The sequence below is a fragment of the Ruminococcus sp. AF17-12 genome (assembly GCF_003479245.1).
In the GTDB taxonomy this organism is placed as follows: Bacteria; Bacillota; Clostridia; order Lachnospirales; family Lachnospiraceae; genus Blautia_A; species Blautia_A fusiformis.
Window position 1 is genome coordinate 59,227 of record NZ_QUGY01000014.1, and the last position, 21,840, is coordinate 81,066.

The 21,840-nt window shown below is 39.7% G+C and carries 17 protein-coding genes; 15 read left to right on the forward strand and 2 right to left on the reverse strand.

Translation table 11 applies throughout. The features are described from left to right. Positions 1-105 precede the first annotated feature (105 nt). The 14 genes from DWW77_RS18125 (at position 106) to DWW77_RS14305 (ending at position 18,427) form a co-directional block, all read left to right on the forward strand. The gene (locus DWW77_RS18125) at positions 106-282 is read left to right on the forward strand and encodes a hypothetical protein (RefSeq protein ID WP_015541716.1); all 177 of its coding nucleotides are present in this window, start codon (positions 106-108) and stop codon (positions 280-282) included. A 128-nt stretch (positions 283-410) separates the two neighbouring features. After that, on the forward strand, positions 411-2,084 hold the full coding sequence (locus DWW77_RS14245; RefSeq protein WP_022388874.1) for a DUF8451 domain-containing protein: 1,674 nt from the start codon (positions 411-413) through the stop codon (positions 2,082-2,084). Positions 2,085-2,115: 31 nt separating this feature from the next. Continuing rightward, positions 2,116-3,840: a hypothetical protein gene (locus DWW77_RS14250; protein WP_015541718.1), complete on the forward strand. Its 1,725-nt coding sequence runs from the start codon at positions 2,116-2,118 to the stop codon at positions 3,838-3,840. 119 nt (positions 3,841-3,959) lie between these two features. Continuing rightward, positions 3,960-5,495 carry a recombinase family protein gene (locus tag DWW77_RS14255; RefSeq protein ID WP_118137600.1) on the forward strand — a complete coding sequence of 512 codons (1,536 nt, stop codon included), beginning with the start codon at positions 3,960-3,962 and terminating at the stop codon, positions 5,493-5,495. Positions 5,496-5,517: 22 nt separating this feature from the next. After that, positions 5,518-5,637, forward strand: coding sequence for a sporulation transcriptional regulator SpoIIID (locus DWW77_RS14260; RefSeq protein WP_502696234.1), 120 nt, complete (start codon positions 5,518-5,520; stop codon positions 5,635-5,637). 183 nt (positions 5,638-5,820) lie between these two features. After that, entirely contained in the window at positions 5,821-6,225 is a 405-nt protein-coding gene (locus DWW77_RS14265; RefSeq protein ID WP_015526362.1) for an ACT domain-containing protein, read from the forward strand. Positions 6,226-6,709: 484 nt separating this feature from the next. Next, positions 6,710-9,232 carry a YfhO family protein gene (locus DWW77_RS14270; protein ID WP_118608962.1) on the forward strand — a complete coding sequence of 841 codons (2,523 nt, stop codon included), beginning with the start codon at positions 6,710-6,712 and terminating at the stop codon, positions 9,230-9,232. Between the two features lie 203 nt (positions 9,233-9,435). After that, positions 9,436-9,855: a 30S ribosomal protein S12 gene (rpsL, locus tag DWW77_RS14275; protein WP_015526360.1), complete on the forward strand. Its 420-nt coding sequence runs from the start codon at positions 9,436-9,438 to the stop codon at positions 9,853-9,855. 229 nt (positions 9,856-10,084) lie between these two features. Beyond that, positions 10,085-10,555 (forward strand): 30S ribosomal protein S7, encoded by a 471-nt coding sequence (gene rpsG / locus DWW77_RS14280; RefSeq protein ID WP_207664959.1) that lies wholly within the window; start codon positions 10,085-10,087, stop codon positions 10,553-10,555. An 18-nt stretch (positions 10,556-10,573) separates the two neighbouring features. After that, positions 10,574-12,697, forward strand: coding sequence for an elongation factor G (gene fusA / locus DWW77_RS14285; protein ID WP_256442543.1), 2,124 nt, complete (start codon positions 10,574-10,576; stop codon positions 12,695-12,697). A gap of 126 nt (positions 12,698-12,823) precedes the next feature. Next, positions 12,824-14,017, forward strand: coding sequence for an elongation factor Tu (gene tuf / locus DWW77_RS14290; RefSeq protein ID WP_015526359.1), 1,194 nt, complete (start codon positions 12,824-12,826; stop codon positions 14,015-14,017). Positions 14,018-14,351: 334 nt separating this feature from the next. Next, on the forward strand, positions 14,352-15,050 hold the full coding sequence (locus DWW77_RS14295) for a hypothetical protein (protein WP_118608964.1): 699 nt from the start codon (positions 14,352-14,354) through the stop codon (positions 15,048-15,050). Between the two features lie 201 nt (positions 15,051-15,251). Then, positions 15,252-16,718: a HEPN domain-containing protein gene (locus DWW77_RS14300; protein ID WP_118608965.1), complete on the forward strand. Its 1,467-nt coding sequence runs from the start codon at positions 15,252-15,254 to the stop codon at positions 16,716-16,718. A gap of 263 nt (positions 16,719-16,981) precedes the next feature. After that, the gene (locus DWW77_RS14305) at positions 16,982-18,427 is read left to right on the forward strand and encodes an ATP-binding protein (RefSeq protein ID WP_118608966.1); all 1,446 of its coding nucleotides are present in this window, start codon (positions 16,982-16,984) and stop codon (positions 18,425-18,427) included. A gap of 44 nt (positions 18,428-18,471) precedes the next feature. On the opposite strand, the gene DWW77_RS14310 is transcribed toward DWW77_RS14305, so the two are convergent. After that, positions 18,472-19,860 carry a sensor histidine kinase gene (locus DWW77_RS14310; RefSeq protein WP_118608967.1) on the reverse strand — a complete coding sequence of 463 codons (1,389 nt, stop codon included), beginning with the start codon at positions 19,858-19,860 and terminating at the stop codon, positions 18,472-18,474. Between the two features lies 1 nt (position 19,861). Then, the gene (locus tag DWW77_RS14315) at positions 19,862-20,575 is read right to left on the reverse strand and encodes a response regulator transcription factor (protein ID WP_118608968.1); all 714 of its coding nucleotides are present in this window, start codon (positions 20,573-20,575) and stop codon (positions 19,862-19,864) included. 334 nt (positions 20,576-20,909) lie between these two features. On the opposite strand from DWW77_RS14315, the gene DWW77_RS14320 reads away from it, so the two are divergent. Continuing rightward, positions 20,910-21,839 carry an ABC transporter ATP-binding protein gene (locus DWW77_RS14320; RefSeq protein ID WP_118608969.1) on the forward strand — a complete coding sequence of 310 codons (930 nt, stop codon included), beginning with the start codon at positions 20,910-20,912 and terminating at the stop codon, positions 21,837-21,839. Position 21,840: the final 1 nt, after the last annotated feature.

Genomic DNA, 21,840 nt, shown 5'->3' on the forward strand with positions numbered 1-21,840 from the left:
CGGCATCTATTTAAGTTGAACAGGAATGGCATTTGGCAGGACTATTTCAAAAAACATTTTCATAGTTATGGACAAAGACATACGGGAGGAGGTGGAAATTCCGCTATGAAAAAGAGAAAACTTAATTATCGATTCCATAATCCAAACACTGCGGAAGTAACCGCCGACTATCTGTTAAAGATATTGATTGAAGCAAATGCAAGTAAGGTGGAACAGGCAATACAAGAAGCAGCGAATGAGCTTCCCAATGAACCAAAACATGATGGAGGGTGTCCTGCGTAGCGCGTGGGATGCCTTTTATTTTTTTGCTATTGCTTGTGTTCTGTCTGAAAATCAGTTAAAATTAGTTCTAGAAAGTCATAGATTAGTCATAGAATTTAGTCATAGAAAATTTTGAAAGGCGGAAGAATATGATATATACGGATAGCCAATTAAAAGAAAAGATTGTTCGCATGATAGAATCCTTTGAAAATGAAGTTGTAGAATTTAAAGAAGCACGCACAAATTATTCGTTTAATGACATTGGTAAATATTTTTCTGCACTTAGCAATGAAGCAAATCTTCGGGGATTACAGGAGGCGTGGCTGATTTTCGGAATTTCGGATGATAAACGATATGTAGGAACGGAATTTCGGAAACAGGGAAGTCTGCAAAGTTTGAAAAAGGAAATCGTAAATGGAACCAATGAACGATTGACATTTCTGGAGATATACGAACTGACAATGGAAAAATGTCGAGTGATAGCATTTCAAATTCCTCCAGCTATTAGGGGGATTCCGACAACATGGCAAGGGGCAGCGTATGCCAGAGAGCATGAATCTGTATCGCCGCTTCCGATGAATAAAGTAGATCTACTTAGAAATCAGATAGGAATGGATTGGTCAAAAGAAATTGTAGAAGATGCTACCATAGAAGATTTGGATGAAGAAGCGATTAAAAGAGCAAGAGAACTTTTCTCAAAACGTCAGAGTGATCGAAAAAAAGCACAGGAAGTTTTAAAGAAACTGTCTGATATTGAGGTTTTAAATAAAGCTGGTATTACAATAAAAGGAAAAATAACCAGAACGGCGTTATTGTTATTAGGAAAAAGTGAGGCTAAATATTTCTTTGATGGCTTTATTCCTAGAATTACCTGGACACTTTATAATGCAGATAATTCGGTAAAAGCTTATGAACATTTTGATATACCGATGTTAATGGCAGTGGATAAGGTATATTCCAGGATCAGAAATGTAAAGTATCGCTATATTGCCGGACAGCAGACTTTGTTTCCGGATGAAGTAGATCAATATGAACCAGAGCTGATCAAAGAGATTATTAATAACTGTATTGCTCATCAGGACTATCGCTTGCGTGGAAAAATCAACGTAGAGGAATTTGAGGACAGACTGGTATTTATCAATGAGGGGGCTTTTATACCAGAAACTATTGAACAAGCACTGGAACCGGGATATAAACCACCGTATTATCGAAATGTGTTTTTGTGTAACGCAATGGTAAATCTGTATATGATTGATACAAATTCAATGGGAATACCAATGATGTATCAGATACAGCGTGATAAATGCTTCCCATTGCCGACATATGATTTGAACACAATTAATAGAGTTACAGTGACTGTGTACGGAAAGATATTGGATAAGAATTATACTCAGCTTTTATATTCCAATGAAGATTTAGATATGAGAACTGTATTTTTGTTGGATAAAGTTCAGAAACAGGAAGTAGTTTCTAAAGAAAGCTTTAAGGATTTGAAGAAAAAAGGTCTTGTGGAAGGACGTTATCCTAATGTTTTTGTATCTTTCAAGGTGGCAGATATTGTCGGACAGAAAGCTGCTTATGTTCGAAATAAAGGGTTAGATGATGATATTTGCAAGCAGTTAATTATAAAAGCACTTCAGTCAATGGGAGAAGCCAGCAAAAGAGATTTAATGGAAGTACTGGAAAAAGCATTGCCAGAAGTACTTAGCGATGAACAGAAATCGAAGAAGGTTTCTAATTTGTTACAGGCAATGAAAAAGGATGGAATTGTTGTTACAACAGGAACTAATAGGTATGCAAAGTGGTACTTGATAAAAAAATGATTGATTTACAAAAATGCGAGGGGGATGAAAAATGAAATATATTACACAAGATTGGACATCTACTAAGGATGGATATTTATTTTTTGTTCAAAGACTACAAGAAATGTTGTTTCATTATTCAGATGATATTGTTAAAGCGCCTGTTCATAATACACAAACATTATTAGAAGAATATGTTGATACTGAAAAAGATGTGGTGAAAGGGAGTATTAAGCAATATCAATTAGATATAATTGCAAAAGAGATTAAGTCGAGTTTAATGACAGACGTTATTGTTCGAGAGTTGTATAAATATGAAGTTATTGAAGAGATGGCAAAATTTTTAGATAAAGATCAAAGAACAGCGGTACATTATATATTCAATAAGATACCAAAGAAAAAGTACTATGAAATATGTTGTAAATACTTGAAAGAAAATTTGTCGGAATCAAACCGTAAAACAGAAATTGAAAAAGGACTTCGTGCTTGGCTTGCTTTTTTGCTATGGCATGGATATTCATCGGAATATATATATAGATTCCTGAGAAATATATTTGAGGAAAGTATAAATGATCCAGAAAAAAAAGCACAGATTTTTTTGAATAGGTTTGATTTTGAAATTGGTAAATACAAAGTGTACTTTGTTTTTTATGAAAAATTAAAGCCATATCAAAAGTTGTTAAATGAAAGATTGCATATTTCGTTTGAAGATGATGGTTGCTTTAAACAGATTAAAAGAAAGCAAAAGTCCTTTATAGGGGTTATGGAAACAAAGGCATATGATAATTATTCAGCAATGAAACGAGCGTATTCTGCATTAGAAATTTTTTTGAGATATTTAGAAGTTTTTTTGAATGATAATATCAGTGTAATAGGTAAAAACGGATTGGTAATTCGACAAGATACCCAAGAGGGAATAATTCTTCCCGTAAAAGCGTTTGGGTATAAAAGTATCAAGCCTGAGCCACGAGAAAATTTTAAAACTGAAATAGATACAATTGTTTTGGGATGCCAAGAAAAAGGAAAGGAAACTTATTCTCAGCTTAATAAGATTGTTGATTTGCATAATGCGGCATTAAATCAACAAGACTTAAATGATGCATTTCTTAATTTGTGGTCAGCGTTGGAGGTTGCAAGTGTTACAGATAGTTCAAAATCCAAAATTGAAAGCGTTACTGATAATATAGTTTCCATTCTACAAAATGACTATTTCGAATGCATATTTTCTAATATACTTGACGATTTGAAAAATAATTTAGGTAATCGAAAAGTAAGTTTGTTGCTTAAAGATATAACAGAATTCGATAAAGAGATTTGTAAAATCGCAGGCTTTATATTTCTTGAAAAATATGAGAAATATCGAGAAGATTATTTTGCGAATGAGCTTAAGTATTATCCCAATATACGTTATAAAATATATAACTTATATGAGCAAAGAGAAAATCGCGAAAAATTATGGCATCTTTCCGAAAAGTATTGTCAAAGAATTGAATGGCATCTTTATCGCTTATATAGGCTTAGAAATGCTATTGTTCATGCAGGGGAAAGCCATAAACGAATACAAATGTTAGGAGAACATTTGCATATCTATGTGGATCGTGTAATTCTTGAGTTGATGGTTAAATTAGCAAAAGATAAATGCCTTGGGACGATACAAGATGTTTTTACAGATACATATTTGTTATTGAATAAAAAGAAAAAAAATTTAAAAGAACCAGGTAATGTTGATGAACAATCCATTATGCTATTGTTAGAAAATTTTTTTATCGAAGAGTAATGCATATAAGGAATATTCTGAAGAAAGGGTATTCCTTATTTTGCTATTTACAATTATATTTTAGATGGTACAATAAAGTTGTAACAGAACGACTTAAATATAACAGAAAGGTATTAGATATGAATATAGCTGCTTATTGTCGTGTCTCCACTGATAAAGCTGATCAGCTCAACAGTCTGGAAGCTCAAAAGCAATTTTTCTCTGAGTACACCCAGCGTACTGGTGACAACTTAGTTAGATTATATGCAGATGAGGGTATTTCAGGCACGAAAATAAAAAATCGAAAAGAATTTTTACGCATGATGGCTGATGCTGAACATGGACTATTTGATATGGTAGTAGTAAAGGACATCTCTCGCTTTGCCAGAAATACTGTAGACCTTCTGCAGAATGTCCGCAAACTGAAAGCATTAGGAATCGAGACACAGTTTTTGACGGCCAACATGACCAGCATGGGAAACAGTGAATTTGTTCTGACAATCTTCGGTGCATTGGCGCAGGAAGAAAGTGCCAATACTTCAAAGCGTGTGAAATTCGGCAAGAAAATGAATGCTGAAAAAGGACGAGTTCCGAATATTGTGTACGGATATGATAAAACCATTGGAGATTACTTTAATTTGGCAATCAACGAGGAAGAAGCAGCTGTTATCAGGCAGATTTATAAATGGTATATCGAAGAAGGATATGGTGCCGCCAAGATTGCAAACATGCTGAATGCGAAAGGTATCCGAACAAAGCGTAATTGTCAGTGGAGCCAGAATGCGACGTGCCGGATTTTAACGAATGAACTTTATACCGGAAAAATTATCAACGGCAAGCAGGAAGTAGCTGACTTCCTGACTGGACAGAGAACGGAAAAAGACGAGACGGAGTGGATGGTAACAGAACGTCCGGAACTGCGGATTATTGAGCCGGAAATGTATGAAAAGGCACAGGAGATTTTGGAGTGCAGAAGCAAGACTTTTAAATTAACAAAGGAACGGCAGAGCAATAAGTATTTGTTTTCTACTCTGATTAAATGTAAGGAATGTGGCTGGTCATTTCGACGAACTGTTCGTACTTATAAGAATACTTATATTCGCTGGGTATGTTCCGGTCATAATGGACGTGGGGCGGATAGCTGCCCGAATGCTCAGACAGTGGACGAGGAAGAGTTGATTGAAGTTCTGTCCGAATACTTTTCCGAGCTGCTGAAAGCAAAGAAAAATGTAATTCGTCACGTAACAGGCGAATTCCAGAGGGTTTACAAAGCCAAGGATGAGAACCTGAATTACGAAAAGGAATTGAACGCACAGCTTCACAAGCTTCAAAAAATGCGTCAGAAATACATGGATATGTACACCGATGACCTCATTACACGTGAGGAACTGAATGAAAAAATCGGCGGCACAAAACAGGAAATCGAGCGTCTGGAGAATGAGTTGAAAATGGTTGCTTATCACCTGACAAAAGGTGAACAACTGGAAATAATCTTGAATCGCACGTTTAAAGAGATTGAAGATATTTCCGATGTTCACCAGATGACCAATGCACAGCTTAAACGGATTATCCAGAAAATTGAAGTAGACAAGGATGGTAACGTAGATATTTACTTACGAATCTTCGGTGATTTAGGCTTAGATGAAACCGTTCTAATTAGTGACAACCAAACATAAGGATTGCGTAGAACGCCTGAAAATGATCAATCCGGCTCTGGCCATAGAAGTTCGCAAGGTACTGGATGTAAACAAGCAGGAGCGACATATCCGGGGAGGTATCGCTACCCGGGAAAAATATCTCCATGCTCACATGCGGTGAACAGGCGGGCCGGGTTAAATGCTGATCATAAAATATCAGTGTTTATGGAGCCGGGTAAACTAAAATATGAATGTCTGTGTTATTATCCGGCTTGCTCTGGTTGACATACCTGATAAGATGTGCGAAGATTTATCATACGATAGAACAGCAAAATAAAGCACATAGGAAAGAGAGGATTTTATCATGCTGAAACAGTTATCCATCTATGCAGAAAATAAAAAGGGTGTTATGCAGAACATTACCGGTATCCTGAAGAACGAGGATATCAACATTCTGGGCTCTGTGACTAATGACAGCGCAGAGTACGGAATCGTACGAATGGTAGTTTCGGAGCCGGATAAGGCAATGGAGGCTCTGATCGCTGCAGGATATCTCTGCCACGTGATCGAGGTGATCGGAGTGGAGGTTGAGGATAAGACTGGAAATCTGAATGATCTGCTTCTTACACTGAAGGACAGTAATGTGAGCGTGGATTATCTGTACCTTTCCTTTAACCGTGATTCCGGCAAGCCGATCATGGTATTCCATACCGAGGATATCATGGAAGTGAGATCCTGCCTGAAATCCAGAGGCTATACTGTTTTATAAAAACAGGATTTTACCGTGTGGTAGAGGCTTTTATCCGTTTGATAAATATTAAAATATTCTATATTATAAACACGAAATATCAATTTTACAAATGTATATGGCCATGCTATCATATATCTATAATAGTTCTTAACCTGTAAACAGCCACCTCAGGATATGTGAATATCCGTATCATACAGGCCAGGAACTAAAAACTCATCACATAAAGTTAATAATTACACCCATGAAGAGATCTGTGGATCAGCGTACACAGATTCCTTCAGAAAGAAGCTGTTACGTCGGCGGAGTTTTCTGTGTCTCCAATGATGTGACAGCTTTTTTCTTTTGCTCTGAAAAAATTCGCAGTAATTTCACAAAAACATGATACAGTAGGAAAAAACGACGGAAAAGAAATAACAGTATTTCAGAAAATAACAGCCGATAGATAATTCAGCTGTCCAGAACATAACGGACTGGAATTGTTGCAGACAGACGAGGAAATGAAATGAGACCAATAAGAATACAGAAAGCGGAAAAAAACAAAAAACAGGGAAACAGAGGGTGGATCTATCTCCTGGCGTTTCTGTTTCCGGTGCTGATCTTTACGCTGGGTTTTGCACTGAAGGGTGTTTATCCTTTTGGAGAAAATTCGGCGCTGGTGGTAGATGGAGTCCATCAGTATACAGCCTTTTACAGGGAACTTTCAGAGCAGCTTGGAAAGGGAACGGACTGGACCTGGTCCGCACATGCCATGGGATATAATTTTTACGGATTGTTTTGCTATTATCTTTGCAGTCCGTTCAGCTTCCTAATACTGCAGTTTATGAAATTCATGTATGTAAACGAGGCTGTCACTGCGGTGATTCTGATCAAGGCAGGGCTTTGCAGCGTATCCATGGCATGGTATTCCGGGAAAAAATATCCGGGCAGAAAAAGTATGGCAGTTTCTCTTGGCTGTATGTACGCACTGTCTAATTTTCTTATAGGCTATTACAGCAATGTGATGTGGCTGGACTGTATCATGCTTCTTCCGGTGCTTGCATATCTTATTGAACAGCTGGTGCATACCGGAAAATGGCGAGGGTATTGTCTGGTGCTGGGGTACTGTATTTTAACCAGCTATTATATGGGATTTATGTTATGCACATTTGCTGCTTTTTATTATCTGGCAGAGCTGGCTGCGGCAGAATCCGGTCGACGGCCGGAGAAAATCCGTTTTTCATTATTGAAATTTGCCGGGGCGTCTGTTGCCGGAGCCGGACTTGCAGGAATCACACTGATCCCCGGAATTGCTGCGGTATCCAGAACTGCAGCGGCGGAAGAGGCAGGCACCGGACTTTCGGGAGTGTACGGAGATATCTGGAAACAGCTGGGCGCATTATTCGAGGATTCCCTGTCCTTTGTAAAATCCGGCGACCAGGGAGATGTGAACCTTTACTGTGGCTGTGCAGTGCTGCTTTTTGCCGGAATTTATTTTCTGAATAAAGAAATCCGCACAGCAGAAAAAATCGTAACAGGTATATTGATCGTTTTGTATTTTGCGGGGATCCATATCACAGCGCTGAATCTGCTTTTTCACGGATTGCATAAACCTGTGGGAATCCCCAATCGTTTTGTGTTCATCCTGATATTTCTGCTGTTGAAAATGTCCTGTGATGCATGGGGAAATGTGGAAAATGAAAGCACAGGAAGAATTTTTGCCGGACTGATCGCTGCAGAGGGCTTCTGTATCGTTGTGGGGATCAAAAGCGGAAATATCTGGGGACTTCTGCTTACAGCAGGGGTTCTTGCAGTATTCTTTCTGGTTATGTGGACGGAACGGTGTATCTGTGGAAAACTGTCCGGTCATGCCTTCTGCTGTGTGGAGATCCGAAAGCTGGGATGTCTGGTGCTGGCAGTGCTGATCCTTGCAGAGACAGGAATTCACGGAATCGTCAGTATTACAGATAATGGAACCGCAAACCGTGATATTTATGTGGAAAGTGAGCAGGAGGTTTGTGGATTACTGGAGTCTGCCGGTGTGGATCAGGTGGATTACCGTGCCGCTATTGTAAATCCTCTTGTGAGAAATGAAGAGATGCTGTATCAGCTGAACGGGATATCTATGTATTCCTCTACTAATACAGAGGTAATGTGGGATTTTGTAAAAAACATGGGCTTTGAAAATCTGGAAAATCGTTTTCAGTATGCGGGATCCACGGAAGTGACGGATATGCTTCTGGGAATACGATATCTGTTTTGCAGGAATACAAGAAAGCTTCATACTGTTTATAAAAAAATCGGAGAAAGCCAGTCCTTTGATCTCTATGAGAATCCGAGAGCACTGAAAGCCGGATATATGGTCAGTGATTCCGTACTGGACTATGCAATGGAAGGAACAAATCCACTTGAGGTTCAGAACCGGCTGCTCAGCGGTATTGCGGGAAAAAGACTGTACAAAATGCAGACGGTGTCTTCAGAAGCAGTATGGGCCGGGACTGTGGATTTTGATATTTCGCTGAAAGAAGGAGAGCATGGGTATCTTTATATCCCGGGAACAGAGCCGGAAACTGTAACGATCAACGGCCAGGATCAGAAATCCGATTACTGGAATAATAATTTCCTGGATCTTGGCACTTATGATACGGATACGGTTGTGCATGTAACTGCGGAAACCGGAATGCAGGAAGCGGTTCTGGGAACTTACCGGGAATCGGACCTGGATGAGATCTATGAAATGCTTTCTTCCCGGCAGATGGATCTGAAGAATGGAAAGGGTACCATAGCTGCAGCAAAGGATGGAATGCTCCTTCTCAGCATATTTTATGATCCTGATATGCAGATTTATGTAGATGGGAAAAAGGTCGATGGGAAAAGCATCCAGGGGCTTACCGGTGTAAAGCTTTCGGCCGGGACACATACGGTTACTATGAAATATCGGACTCCGGGGCTGCAGGCGGGAGCAGTTCTTTCTATATTAATAGCAGGAATACTGGGAATACTCTGGTATATCAGCAGAAGAAAAATGGGTATTTCCGGCAGGTTGTGACATCTATGAAGAAAACTGTGTTAAACCCCTGTAAAATCAGCAAAAATTCTTCATAAAACACCTTGACAAGCCCTGTATTTACGGTCTATAATGAGCAAGCGTGCGAATGAAACGTTATATTTTCGCATGCCGTAATTTGTAAATAGCAACCGCAAGGCCCCATGGGAAAGCCCATGGAGAAATAAATCGGGAGGTGAAATGGAATGCCAACATTCAACCAGTTAGTAAGAAAGGGCCGTCAGACAGCTGTTAAGAAATCTACAGCACCGGCTCTGCAGAAAACATACAACTCTTTAAGAAAGAAAGCAGTTGATCAGGCTGCTCCACAGAAACGTGGTGTTTGTACTGCTGTTAAAACAGCTACTCCTAAAAAGCCTAACTCAGCTCTTAGAAAGATCGCCAGAGTTCGTCTTTCCAACGGTATCGAGGTAACAAGTTATATTCCAGGAGAGGGTCACAACCTTCAGGAGCATAGCGTTGTTCTTATCCGTGGAGGAAGAGTTAAGGACTTACCTGGTACAAGATACCACATCATCAGAGGTACTCTTGATACCGCAGGTGTCGCTAACAGAAAACAGGCTCGTTCCAAATACGGAGCTAAGAGACCTAAAGTTAAAAAATAATTTAAGTAGATCAGAAATCTACGCCGCTTCCTGATTGCAGATAATCAGGAGGATTACAAAGATATTATTCATCTAATGTATTACAGCGGAAGACTATAAGGATTTGTACGGTATTCCATATACCCTGTCGGTTGCGGGTTAAATATAGGACCTTACCAGTGCGAACATGCAATAGTTTTACTGCGTGAGTACCGATGATATAATCAATATGATTAAGGAGGGAAGTAACGTGCCACGTAAAGGACATACTCAGAAAAGAGACGTTCTGGCTGACCCGATGTACAATAACAAAGTGGTTACCAAACTTATCAATAACATCATGTTAGACGGTAAGAAAGGTGTTGCTCAGAAAATTGTATACGGCGCATTTGCCAGAGTAGAGGAAAAAGCTGGTAAACCAGCAATTGAAGTATTTGAAGAGGCTATGAACAACATCATGCCAGTTCTCGAGGTAAAAGCAAGACGTATCGGTGGTGCTACTTATCAGGTTCCGATCGAGGTAAGAGCAGACAGACGTCAGGCACTTGCTCTTCGTTGGCTTACAATGTTCTCACGTAAGAGAGGCGAGAAGACAATGGAAGAAAAACTGGCTAATGAGCTTCTGGACGCAATGAACAACACAGGTGCATCCGTTAAGAGAAAAGAAGACATGCACAAGATGGCTGAGGCAAATAAAGCATTTGCTCACTATCGCTTCTAATTCGAGGAGGAAAATTCATTGGCTGGAAAAGAAGGAAGAGAATATCCATTAGAGAGAACCAGAAATATCGGTATCATGGCGCATATCGATGCTGGTAAAACAACTCTTACAGAGCGTATTCTTTATTATACAGGAGTTAACTACAAGATCGGTGATACTCATGAAGGTACAGCGACAATGGACTGGATGGAGCAGGAGCAGGAGCGTGGTATCACAATCACATCCGCTGCTACAACATGTCACTGGACTCTTGAGGAGAACTGCAAGCCAAAGCCAGGTGCTCTTGAGCATCGTATCAACATCATTGATACACCAGGACATGTAGACTTCACTGTTGAGGTTGAGCGTTCCCTTCGTGTGCTTGATGGTGCTGTCGGCGTTTTCTGTGCTAAGGGTGGTGTTGAGCCGCAGTCAGAGAACGTATGGCGTCAGGCTGATACCTACAATGTACCTCGTATGGCATTCATCAACAAGATGGATATCCTTGGTGCAAACTTCTACGGTGCAGTAGAGCAGATCAAGACTCGTCTTGGTAAAAACGCTATCTGCCTTCAGCTTCCGATCGGAAAAGAGGATGACTTCAAAGGAATCATCGATCTTTTCGAGATGAAAGCATACATCTACAATGATGAGAAGGGTGATGACATCTCTATTACTGATATCCCGGAGGATATGCAGGAAGATGCAGAGCTTTATCATACAGAGCTGATCGAGAAGATCTGCGAGCTGGATGATGACCTCATGATGGAGTATCTTGAGGGAGATGAGCCTTCTGTAGACAGACTGAAAGCTGTCCTCAGAAAAGCTACATGTGAGTGTACAGCAGTACCGGTTTGCTGCGGTTCCGCTTACAGAAACAAAGGTGTTCAGAAACTTCTGGACGCAATCCTTGAGTACATGCCGGCGCCTACAGATATCCCGGCTATCAAGGGTGTTGACCTTGACGGCAACGAAGTTGAGAGACATTCATCTGATGATGAGCCGTTCTCCGCTCTTGCATTCAAGATCATGACTGACCCATTCGTAGGAAAGCTTGCTTATTTCCGTGTTTATTCAGGAACAATGAACTCCGGTTCTTATGTACTGAATGCCACAAAAGATAAAAAAGAGCGTGTTGGACGTATCCTTCAGATGCACGCTAATAAACGTATGGAGCTGGATAAGGTTTACTCCGGTGATATCGCTGCAGCAATCGGATTCAAATTCACTACAACAGGTGATACAATCTGTGATGAGCAGCATCCGGTAATCCTTGAGTCCATGGAGTTCCCAGAGCCAGTTATCGAGCTCGCTATCGAGCCTAAGACAAAAGCTGGACAGGGCAAACTTGGTGAGGCACTTGCTAAGCTTGCTGAGGAGGACCCGACATTCCGTGCTCATACAGATCAGGAAACAGGACAGACCATCATCGCTGGTATGGGTGAGCTTCACCTTGATATCATCGTTGACCGTCTTCTTCGTGAGTTCAAGGTTGAGGCAAACGTTGGTGCACCTCAGGTTGCTTACAAAGAGACAATCACCAAACCTGTTGATGTAGACAGCAAGTATGCAAAACAGTCTGGTGGTCGTGGACAGTATGGTCACTGTAAAGTTAAATTCGAGCCTATGGATGCCAACGGAGAAGAGCTGTACAAGTTCGAGTCTACAGTTGTTGGTGGTGCTATTCCGAAGGAATACATCCCGGCAGTTGGCGAAGGTATCGAGGAAGCTATGAAAGCTGGTATCCTCGGAGGATTCCCGGTAGTTGGTGTACATGCGAATGTATACGATGGTTCTTACCATGAAGTCGATTCTTCTGAGATGGCATTCCACATTGCAGGTTCTCTTGCATTCAAGGATGCTATGCAGAAAGCAGCTCCGGTTCTTCTTGAGCCAATCATGAAGGTCGAAGTTACTACACCAGAGGATTACATGGGTGACGTTATCGGTGATATCAACTCCCGTCGTGGACGTATCGAAGGTATGGAAGATATCGGTGGCGGTAAGATGATCCGTGGATATGTTCCGCTTTCCGAGATGTTCGGATATGCTACAGACCTTCGTTCCAGAACACAGGGACGTGGTAACTACTCTATGTTCTTCGAGAAATATGAGCAGGTTCCGAAGTCTGTACAGGAGAAGATCCTTTCCAAAAAGGACTGATCTGATATAAAATAATAAAATGCTTGCAAATAACCTTGGTTTGCAATATAATCAAGGTTAGCAAGTTTAAATCTGAAAAAATGCTCTAATTTTGATAGAGCCAAGTTTTAAGGAGGACATTTTAAAATGGCAAAGGCTAAGTTTGAGAGAACAAAACCGCATTGTAACATTGGTACCATCGGACACGTTGACCATGGTAAAACAACATTAACAGCAGCTATCACTAAAGTTCTTGCAGAGAGAGTTCCAGGAAACGTAGTAGAGAACTTTGAGGATATCGATAAAGCTCCAGAGGAAAGAGAGCGTGGTATCACAATTTCTACAGCTCACGTTGAGTATCAGACAGAGCGTAGACATTACGCACACGTTGACTGCCCAGGACATGCTGACTACGTTAAGAACATGATCACAGGTGCAGCTCAGATGGATGGTGCTATCCTTGTTGTTGCTGCTACAGACGGTGTTATGGCTCAGACTAAAGAGCATATCCTTCTTTCCCGTCAGGTAGGTGTTCCTTACATCGTTGTATTCATGAACAAATGTGATATGGTAGACGATGAGGAGCTTCTTGAGCTCGTTGAGATGGAGATCCGTGATCTTCTTTCCGAGTATGACTTCCCAGGAGATGACATTCCGGTTATCCAGGGTTCTGCTCTTAAAGCTCTTGAGGATCCGGCTGGCCCATGGGGAGACAAGATCATGGAGCTTATGGATGCTGTTGATGAGTACATTCCGGACCCACAGCGTGACACAGATAAACCGTTCGTAATGCCTGTAGAGGACGTATTCTCCATCACAGGACGTGGTACAGTTGCAACTGGTAGAGTTGAGGCTGGTGTTCTTCACGTATCTGAGGAAGTTGAGATCGTTGGTATCAAAGAGGAGACTCGTAAAGTTGTTGTAACTGGTATCGAGATGTTCCGTAAACTTCTTGATGAGGCTCAGGCTGGTGATAACATCGGAGCACTTCTTCGTGGTGTTCAGAGAAACGAGATCGAGCGTGGACAGGTTCTTGCTAAACCAGGAACACTTACATGCCATACAAAATTCACAGCTCAGGTTTACGTTCTGACTAAAGACGAGGGTGGCCGTCATACACCATTCTTCAACAACTATCGTCCGCAGTTCTATTTCAGAACAACAGACGTAACAGGTGTTTGCAACCTTCCAGAGGGAACAGAGATGTGCATGCCTGGAGATAACATCGAGATGACAATCGAGCTGATTCATCCGATCGCTATGAGCCAGGGTCTTACATTCGCTATCCGTGAAGGTGGACGTACTGTAGGATCAGGACGTGTTGCTACAATCATCGAGTAATCGTTAATTAGTATAACATCCTTATTTAATATATATTGCGTACCGTTAGGTACATTGTGTCCAAGCGTAAGATGCCCGTAGAACTTCGGTTCTACGGGTTTTTCTGTTGGAAGGATAAATATTTTTCGCAAATCCAATAATAGAGAGAGTAGATTTACCTATGAAGCAGAAATGTGATTAAGGATTATGTCAGATTATACGTTTTAATGACATTATCTCAAGTTTCATGTCCTGCATTTGTCAAGGTATTTTGATTCCTATCATTTACATAAAATAAAGCTTTCTTTTACGAAAAGACAGATGATATAATGAAGATTGTTGAGGGAGAGAAAATATGAAAAAGCTAGAGTTTAGAGGTGGCGGAAGAGATGATTATATGGTGAAAAGACCACAGGAAAATATTCTGATATATTTTGGAAAAATGTATCGAAAGGTTTTTATTGTTGGAGTAGTAGCCATATTATATTGCGTGATATATTTAATATTCAAATGCAGCTCAATAATTAGTGCTTTCAATGTTGTAAATTGGTTGTGGGATGTGGGAGAATTTCTTTTTAATATAGCTATTTCTTTAATTGCTGCAGAAATATTTTTTATTTTTCAGGTTATCATACCAGAGTATAAAAAGGCTCCAGCAGTGAATGAGGCACTATGCCAGGAACTTTACCGATATGTTATAACACCATGTTTTAAACTAAGGGAAAATTATAATAATGATTTGGCTAAGGATTATGAGATAAGAGAAGAAATAATAAATTCTATTCAAAAAATTTTAGTTGTATATACAATTCAAGTTGACTTGTTTGATACATTAATGAATTTAAAAGGCTGTGGATATTTGGAAAGAGCAGCAATAGAAAATACAGAGGATTACATTATTGAATATCATAGAACAGGAAAGGAACTGTTAGAAGAATTTGATTCATATTGCATGATAATTTCTCAATATTGTAGAGAGCAGCAGGAATGGATACGTGTTAGTTCGATAGAGTATAAAAAATTGATCAGTAGAAGAGTTGGGCGTAAAAAATGAAGAATAAAAAGATGATTATTAAGAAGACCCTCGGAACCGTAAGATTTCCGGGGTTTTTCTGTTCTATAAAATATGCTAAAATAAAAAAGTATATTTAAAAATCTAGGTAAAGAAGAGAATATTTATAATATTTAATATTGTTTGGAGAGAATGCTGTTAAATATATTTGGTGCTAGAGAGTTTATATAACAGAGGGGTAATATGAGTATAAAATCAAAAACTGGCTTTTCAGGAAAGCTTCTTTATATAAATAAAGTAGAAATGGATAGTAGGGCAGAAATAAGTATTAATAAATTTTATCAAGGTATGATTACGCTTTACAGAGTTTCAAGAGATATTGTAAATTTGGTGAGAGAAGAAATAAACCAATATTTGGTAATTGAATTAGAAGAAGGAGAAATGATAACGGCAGTTGGATTGAATTTCAAATCAGCGTCAGGAGGAATGGATAATTATTTTAAACTTGAACTGCAGGCAGATATATTGTTTAAGGGTGAAAGGGCTTATACAAATACATCTAAATTTCAAGAGATTCGCTTTGAAATAACGGAGGGAAATGAGTTAATTGGTTTATGCCCGTATGACATGAATAAAAATTATATGGATATTTTATTTTATCATAAAATTGATATACCAATTAATATAGAAAATAAAGTTGTGCAGTTAGAAAACGGGGAATTAACATTTTGTGTTTATCCGAGATATCAATATAGAAAAGAATCTTTTTCCATTGGATTTGCACATTATATTATATGGAAGTTTAATTCAGCTATAGATATGGAGGAGATAAAAAGAAATTTATATATAATAGTGGACTTTTTTTCGGTATTGGCAGGAGAAAATGTTACTGTTAATTCTTTAAATTGTACTGAAAGTAATAAAATGGTAGAAGTTATAGGAATTTGTAATTTTCCGAAAGAAAAGCTAAATGTATTGAAAAATGATACGATGGATTCTATATCTTTTAAAAGGAGTAGTTTATATAAGATAACAGATTTTCAAAATTTAGAGCAAGCAATGAAGTATTGGTTCTCTAATTATAGAAAAATATATAATGCACAGCAAGCGTATGGAAGAATTCTACTTGATGAAGATGTGAAAATTGTAACAATAAACAAATTTTTAGCTGCAATGCAATTGATTGAAGGGTATACTCAGGCATATACAGATGAGGAAAAAGAAATTAAAGAATTTGAAGAAAAGAAGAAAGAATTAATGAGTAAACTTGAAAATGAAGACGAAAAAGAATTGGTTGAAAAGGGGCTTGGATATTCAGGTATATCATTTAGAAAAGCGGTGAAAGATTATTTATATAAAGGTTGCAATTGTTTTATAGAAATATCTAAAACTAAATTTGTAGGGGAAAAGGAAAAACTTATAAATGATATTGTGAATGATAGGAATTTTTATACTCATTCTTCTAATAGAGTACCGGTGACAATGAAATTTGATGATTTATTGAATGTTGCCAGTCTGTGTAAGGAATTGTATAGAATCATAAGCTTAAGGGATATGGGACTCGATACAGAGAAAATTAAACAAAGATCACAAACTAATAGGATGTGTTCTTGGTTGATGAAAAGTATAATGAAAGTTGAGATTGAAAAAGATACTTTACAATGCGGAGAGTTTGATAATGCGATGCGTCTTTTTTCAGAAAGTAAATAGCATGAGAACAGGAAAAGAACTATGTGCATACCATACAATACATTAGTCTGGTTTTGCAAGGCAGGGGAAGTAGTATTATGAAATCCTAGTAGATAAGAAAAATTTGGCATGGATATATTATGCAATTCGAAAATAAATGCAGATAAGTATATAATAGGAACCTAAATGATTTGAGTTCCTATTTTAGTTTCTTGAATAATATTTGAGTTCCTTGAATAAACTTAAATATAATGTTAGAATATGAAAAAAATGGAGGAACTAAAATGACAAACGAAGAATTAATTGAAAAATTAGAATTGATTCAGAAATTTAAGTGTGAAACTCCTACATTAGAGATAAAAAGTGCAGAACAAGGGTGCCCCAAACATTTGTATGATTCATTGTCTAGTTTTTCCAATCAGGATGATGGAGGAATTATTATTTTTGGTGTGGATGAAAAGCAAAATTTTAAAGAAGTGGGAGTATATGATCCGCAAGATATCCAGAAGAAAATAAATGAGCAATGTTTGCAGATGGAACCAGTTGTTAGACCACAGCTTACAGTTGCAGAAAAAAATGGAAAATATTTTGTTTCTGCTGAAATACCTGGTGCAGATATTTCAGATAGACCGGTTTTTTATCGTGGAAGGGGAAGAGTAAAGGGCTCGTTTATACGTGTAGGAGACAGTGACGAGCCTATGACAGAATATGAAGTATATAGTTATGAGGCTTATAGAAAAAAATATCAGGATGATATAAGGGTAATTGAGAGGGCTTCATTTGCTTCATTGGATCAGGTGCTATTAGCAGAATATATTGGATTATTGAAGAAAGGAAAAGCACGCTTGGCAGTTATACCAGACAATGAGATTTATGAGTTGATGAGTATAAAACGGAATGATGGGATTACATTAAGTTCTGTAATGAATTTTAGCCCATATCCCCAAGCTTATTTTCCTCAATTATGTATTATTGCAACAGTTATTCCAGGAAAAGAGATGGGAGAAATCGGTGAGCAAGGAGAGAGATTTTTAGATAATCAAAGAATAGAAGGAAATATATCGGACATGCTTGAGGGAGCAATGAAGTTTGTAAGTAGAAATATGCGAATGAAGACCATTATTAATCCTTTGACAGGAAAACGTGAGGATCGAACGGACTACCCAATTACAGCAATTAGAGAAGCAATATTAAATGCTTTAGTACACCGTGATTATAGTATTCATACAGAGGGCATGCCGATACAATTAATAATGTATGAGGATAGAATTGAAATCAAAAATCCAGGTGGATTGTATGGAAGAATACGAATTGATCAGTTGGGAAAAGTGCAACCAGATACCAGAAATCCAGTAATTGCCTCGGAATTAGAGGTGATGAAAATTACAGAAAATCGATATTCTGGAATTCCAACAATTCGCAGAACGATGCAGGAGTACAATTTACCACAACCTGAATTTTTAGATGAAAGAGGTTGTTTTATTGTAAAACTGTATAAATATGGAGAAGAAAAAAATATTCCTGAATCAGTAGAAAATAGGGAATTAATTCTTTTTTGTAAAACGCCGCGAACAAGAAAAGAAATATGTAATTATTTAGGTTTAAGTTCTGTTACTTATGCAATTCAAACGCATATAATGCCTTTAGTTGATAAAGGAATAATAAAAATGAGTATACCAGATAAACCTAAAAGTCCTAAGCAGCTGTTTTATACGGAGCTGTTTGATTGAAAAATATATAGAAATAATGTTGGTATTGGTGGCGGCAACGGATGTTATTCCACCGGCAGCCACACAACCGCTTTCGCACCAGCAGGGACATTCTGGCAGAAGAGGGTCTTTCCACCGTGGGCTGTGGCAATCTGTTCTACGACGTGGAGCCCCAGAATGTGCGGTGTATTATCGGGTGTTTCGTCAGAATGAAGAGTTGCGAGAACTTCCGGAGGATAGCCTTTTCCGTTATCTGTTACTGTCAGGCGGAAAAGATTCTCTGCTATTTCTATCTCTGTGTGAACAGAAATTTCCACAAGACCAGAAATTTCTATAAGATCAGTATTATGCCGGATGCTGTTATTCAGAAGATTTTCCAGCAGGCGACTGAGAAGGGCGCGGTCTGCGGAAAGTTGTGCGTGTTCAGCAGCATCGGACTGTACCAGAGAAATTTCGCAGTTTTCAGCCAGAGGGGTGTCATAAAACTGTGCGATCAGATTACGGAATAATGGACCGGCAGCAAAAGCTTCTTTTCTGAGAGGCTGTGCGCCGTATTCCAGCTTGCTGGTCAGGTTCAGATCATCAATCAGGCTGCGTAATTTTTCGCACTGGGTGCGGATATCGGCAGCTTTCTGACGGGCGGCATCAGGGAGCGCAACATCATGCTCCAGCTGTTCTCCACATCCAAGGATCAGGGCCAGAGGTGTGCGGATATCGTGACTGACACCTGCGATCCACTGTGTTCTTGTATTATCACGTCTTGTAAGCATTTCATTTCTTTTTTGCAGCTGCGCACTGGTCTGGTTTAATTTTTCAGCCAGTTCTCCGGTGAAGCCGTTCGTTGGCAGTTGTACTGTCTGTCCTTCTGCAAGGGAATCTAATCCCGTTGCCACAATTTTCAAGCGTTTTGTCCCGCGCCATCCAAGCCAGAGACAGAAGATCAGTCCCAAAAGCAGCAAGCTCAGAAACATCATAGGAACGTTATGGGCTATATCGCGTAGGACTTCCGGAGAATTATAAAGACTGTATTTCCAGAGACTTCCTTTTGGAAGACCGATCACAAACAGTCCATAACTTTCCTTCCAGCAGAATACGGGATAATCATCCAGGTACCAGCGGGCGAAACTTGCAATATCACCGGAAGTATAGTGGTGGTTTAATTTGTCAGGCAGCAGATAATTCCATTTCACATAACCATAATCATCAATTACCATAGCCCAGGAGTAACCATCCATCCACTCTTGAGGAGTATGAGCAGAACCAAAGCTAAGCCCGTTCTTGTTTTCCGCCATGGAATCAGCGATTTTGCTGGCGGTATATTCCTGTTGTGGCAGACGGCTACCTTCCCGCCAGCTGATCCAGACGATCATCCCGGTTCCAAGAAATAAAAACAGTAGAACAACAGCTATAGCAGTCAGTACATAGCGCCGGATCAGGCGGATAAAAGTTTTCATGTCAGACCTCCTTTGCCAGTTTGTAGCCAATGCCACGTACTGTGATGAGATAATGAGGCTGGCTGGGGTTTTCTTCCAGCTTCTGGCGCAGGTGTCGGATATGTACGCCAAGGCTGTTTTCATAGCCATAATAATCGGCGCCCCAGACAGCGGAGCAAAGCGCGTCGTAAGTTACAATATGGCCGCGGTTTTCTGTCAGTTTACGCAGCAGAGAAAGCTCCGTGGCGGTCAACGCAGTGCGGCTTCCGTCCGGTAAAAAAACAAGAGCATCATTGAGATTTACACTTCGGTCGCCAAGTTTCAGCGTTATCATTTGGGCGGAAGAGAGTTCTGTGCGGTAAGAACGCTGAAGAATATGCTGGACACGAAGGAGGAGCTCCTGTATCAGAAATGGTTTGGTAAGGTAATCGTCTGCACCCAGACCAAGTCCGAATAAACGGTCTGCGTCTGCATCACGGGCGGAAAGAAATAATGCCGGAGTATCAGCTTTAGCCCGCAAAGTTCGAAATAAGGAAAAGCCATCGCCGTCCGGCAGGTTGATATCCAGGATCATCAGCTGAGGCTGTTCATTCAGGAAAGCAGCTTTTGCGGTTGCACAATTTGTGGCAGTTTGGATATGCTGGTAGCCTGCGCCGGATAGCTGTTCACAGAGCAGATGGAGAAGGTCTTGGTTGTCATCTACGATTAAAATTTGAGTTTCATATATAGTGTTCATTGTTGTGGTCCTCGTCTTTCCTGGTGGAATAAAATGCAAGTTAAAGAAAAACTGCGTATTGGCAAGCGGATATACCAGGAGGAGTACAAAATCTTCCTGATAAGCTCAAAATGGTTGTCTGATAAGAACTACGTAGTGAATGTAGATTGAGAATATCCAGTCATGTTGCTTTAATATGTACTGGTTTTACTATAACATACTTTATGATTAATACTATCTATCCCACAAAAACTTAAGCCAAATTTAAGCTAAGCAACAACTGAGATTAAGGCAACAGATATAAACTAAATTCATTCCAAAAAACAAAAACAATCAAAAAACAGGAGTGAACATTATGAAATCTGTTATTGAAACTCACAATCTCTGTAAAAGTTACAATGGCCGAATAGTCGTAGACCATCTGAATCTCTCAGTTCCACAGGGCTGTGTGTATGGCTTTCTGGGACCGAACGGTGCAGGGAAATCTACCACTATGAAGATGCTTCTTGGTCTGGCGCATCCTACCAGTGGAAGCGTTCAGTTGCTTGGAAAAACCATGGATCAGGAAAATCGTATAACATTATTGAAACAGACAGGAAGCCTGATCGAGTCTCCATCCGGATATCTGCATCTCACAGCACGGGAAAATCTCTCTATTATTGCAGACCTGAAAGGAATCACCCACAAAGACATTGACCGGGTATTGGAAGTGGTTGATCTGACTTCTGATGCAAACCGGAAAGTCGGTCAGTATTCTCTTGGCATGAAACAGCGTCTTGGTATTGCAATGGCACTACTTGGAAAGCCAAAACTTCTGATCCTGGATGAACCAACCAACGGTCTTGATCCGGCAGGAATTCAGGAAATGCGAAGTCTGATTGCTTCCATGTCGGAGAGAACGGGAGCGACTGTCATGATCTCCAGTCATCTATTGGGGGAGATCGAGCAGATGGTCACACAGATCGGAATCTTAAATCATCATGGAAAAATGCTCTTTGAAGGCTCTCTGAAGGAACTTCAGAAGCACAGCCGGGGTGGTATTCTGCTTCGTGTTCTTGACGTCCAAAGAAGCATCACTATTTTGCAGAAGCAGGGAATCAAGGCAGTTACAGCAGAGCACCAGCCAGACGTTTTACAACTGCCACCTCTTTCTGACCAGGTTCTGGCAGCCCTTGTCAGCGTTCTGGCGCAAAGTGGCGCGGGAGTTGTGGGAGTAACTTCCCAGACAAAAAATCTGGAGGAAATTTTCCTCAGTCTGACGCAGGATCGTGGGGAGGTGGCGTGAC

Bases quoted from the DNA above. Each gene is read 5' to 3' on its own strand.
- DWW77_RS18125 (WP_015541716.1), top strand. From the start codon at position 106: ATGAAAAAGAGAAAACTTAATTATCGATTCCATAATCCAAACACTGCG.
- DWW77_RS14245 (WP_022388874.1), top strand. From the start codon at position 411: ATGATATATACGGATAGCCAATTAAAAGAAAAGATTGTTCGCATGATA.
- DWW77_RS14250 (WP_015541718.1), top strand. From the start codon at position 2,116: ATGAAATATATTACACAAGATTGGACATCTACTAAGGATGGATATTTA.
- DWW77_RS14255 (WP_118137600.1), top strand. From the start codon at position 3,960: ATGAATATAGCTGCTTATTGTCGTGTCTCCACTGATAAAGCTGATCAG.
- DWW77_RS14260 (WP_502696234.1), top strand. From the start codon at position 5,518: ATGATCAATCCGGCTCTGGCCATAGAAGTTCGCAAGGTACTGGATGTA.
- DWW77_RS14265 (WP_015526362.1), top strand. From the start codon at position 5,821: ATGCTGAAACAGTTATCCATCTATGCAGAAAATAAAAAGGGTGTTATG.
- DWW77_RS14270 (WP_118608962.1), top strand. From the start codon at position 6,710: ATGAGACCAATAAGAATACAGAAAGCGGAAAAAAACAAAAAACAGGGA.
- rpsL (WP_015526360.1), top strand. From the start codon at position 9,436: ATGCCAACATTCAACCAGTTAGTAAGAAAGGGCCGTCAGACAGCTGTT.
- tuf (WP_015526359.1), top strand. From the start codon at position 12,824: ATGGCAAAGGCTAAGTTTGAGAGAACAAAACCGCATTGTAACATTGGT.
- DWW77_RS14295 (WP_118608964.1), top strand. From the start codon at position 14,352: ATGAAAAAGCTAGAGTTTAGAGGTGGCGGAAGAGATGATTATATGGTG.
- DWW77_RS14300 (WP_118608965.1), top strand. From the start codon at position 15,252: ATGAGTATAAAATCAAAAACTGGCTTTTCAGGAAAGCTTCTTTATATA.
- DWW77_RS14305 (WP_118608966.1), top strand. From the start codon at position 16,982: ATGACAAACGAAGAATTAATTGAAAAATTAGAATTGATTCAGAAATTT.
- DWW77_RS14310 (WP_118608967.1), bottom strand. From the start codon at position 19,860: ATGAAAACTTTTATCCGCCTGATCCGGCGCTATGTACTGACTGCTATA.
- DWW77_RS14315 (WP_118608968.1), bottom strand. From the start codon at position 20,575: ATGAACACTATATATGAAACTCAAATTTTAATCGTAGATGACAACCAA.
- DWW77_RS14320 (WP_118608969.1), top strand. From the start codon at position 20,910: ATGAAATCTGTTATTGAAACTCACAATCTCTGTAAAAGTTACAATGGC.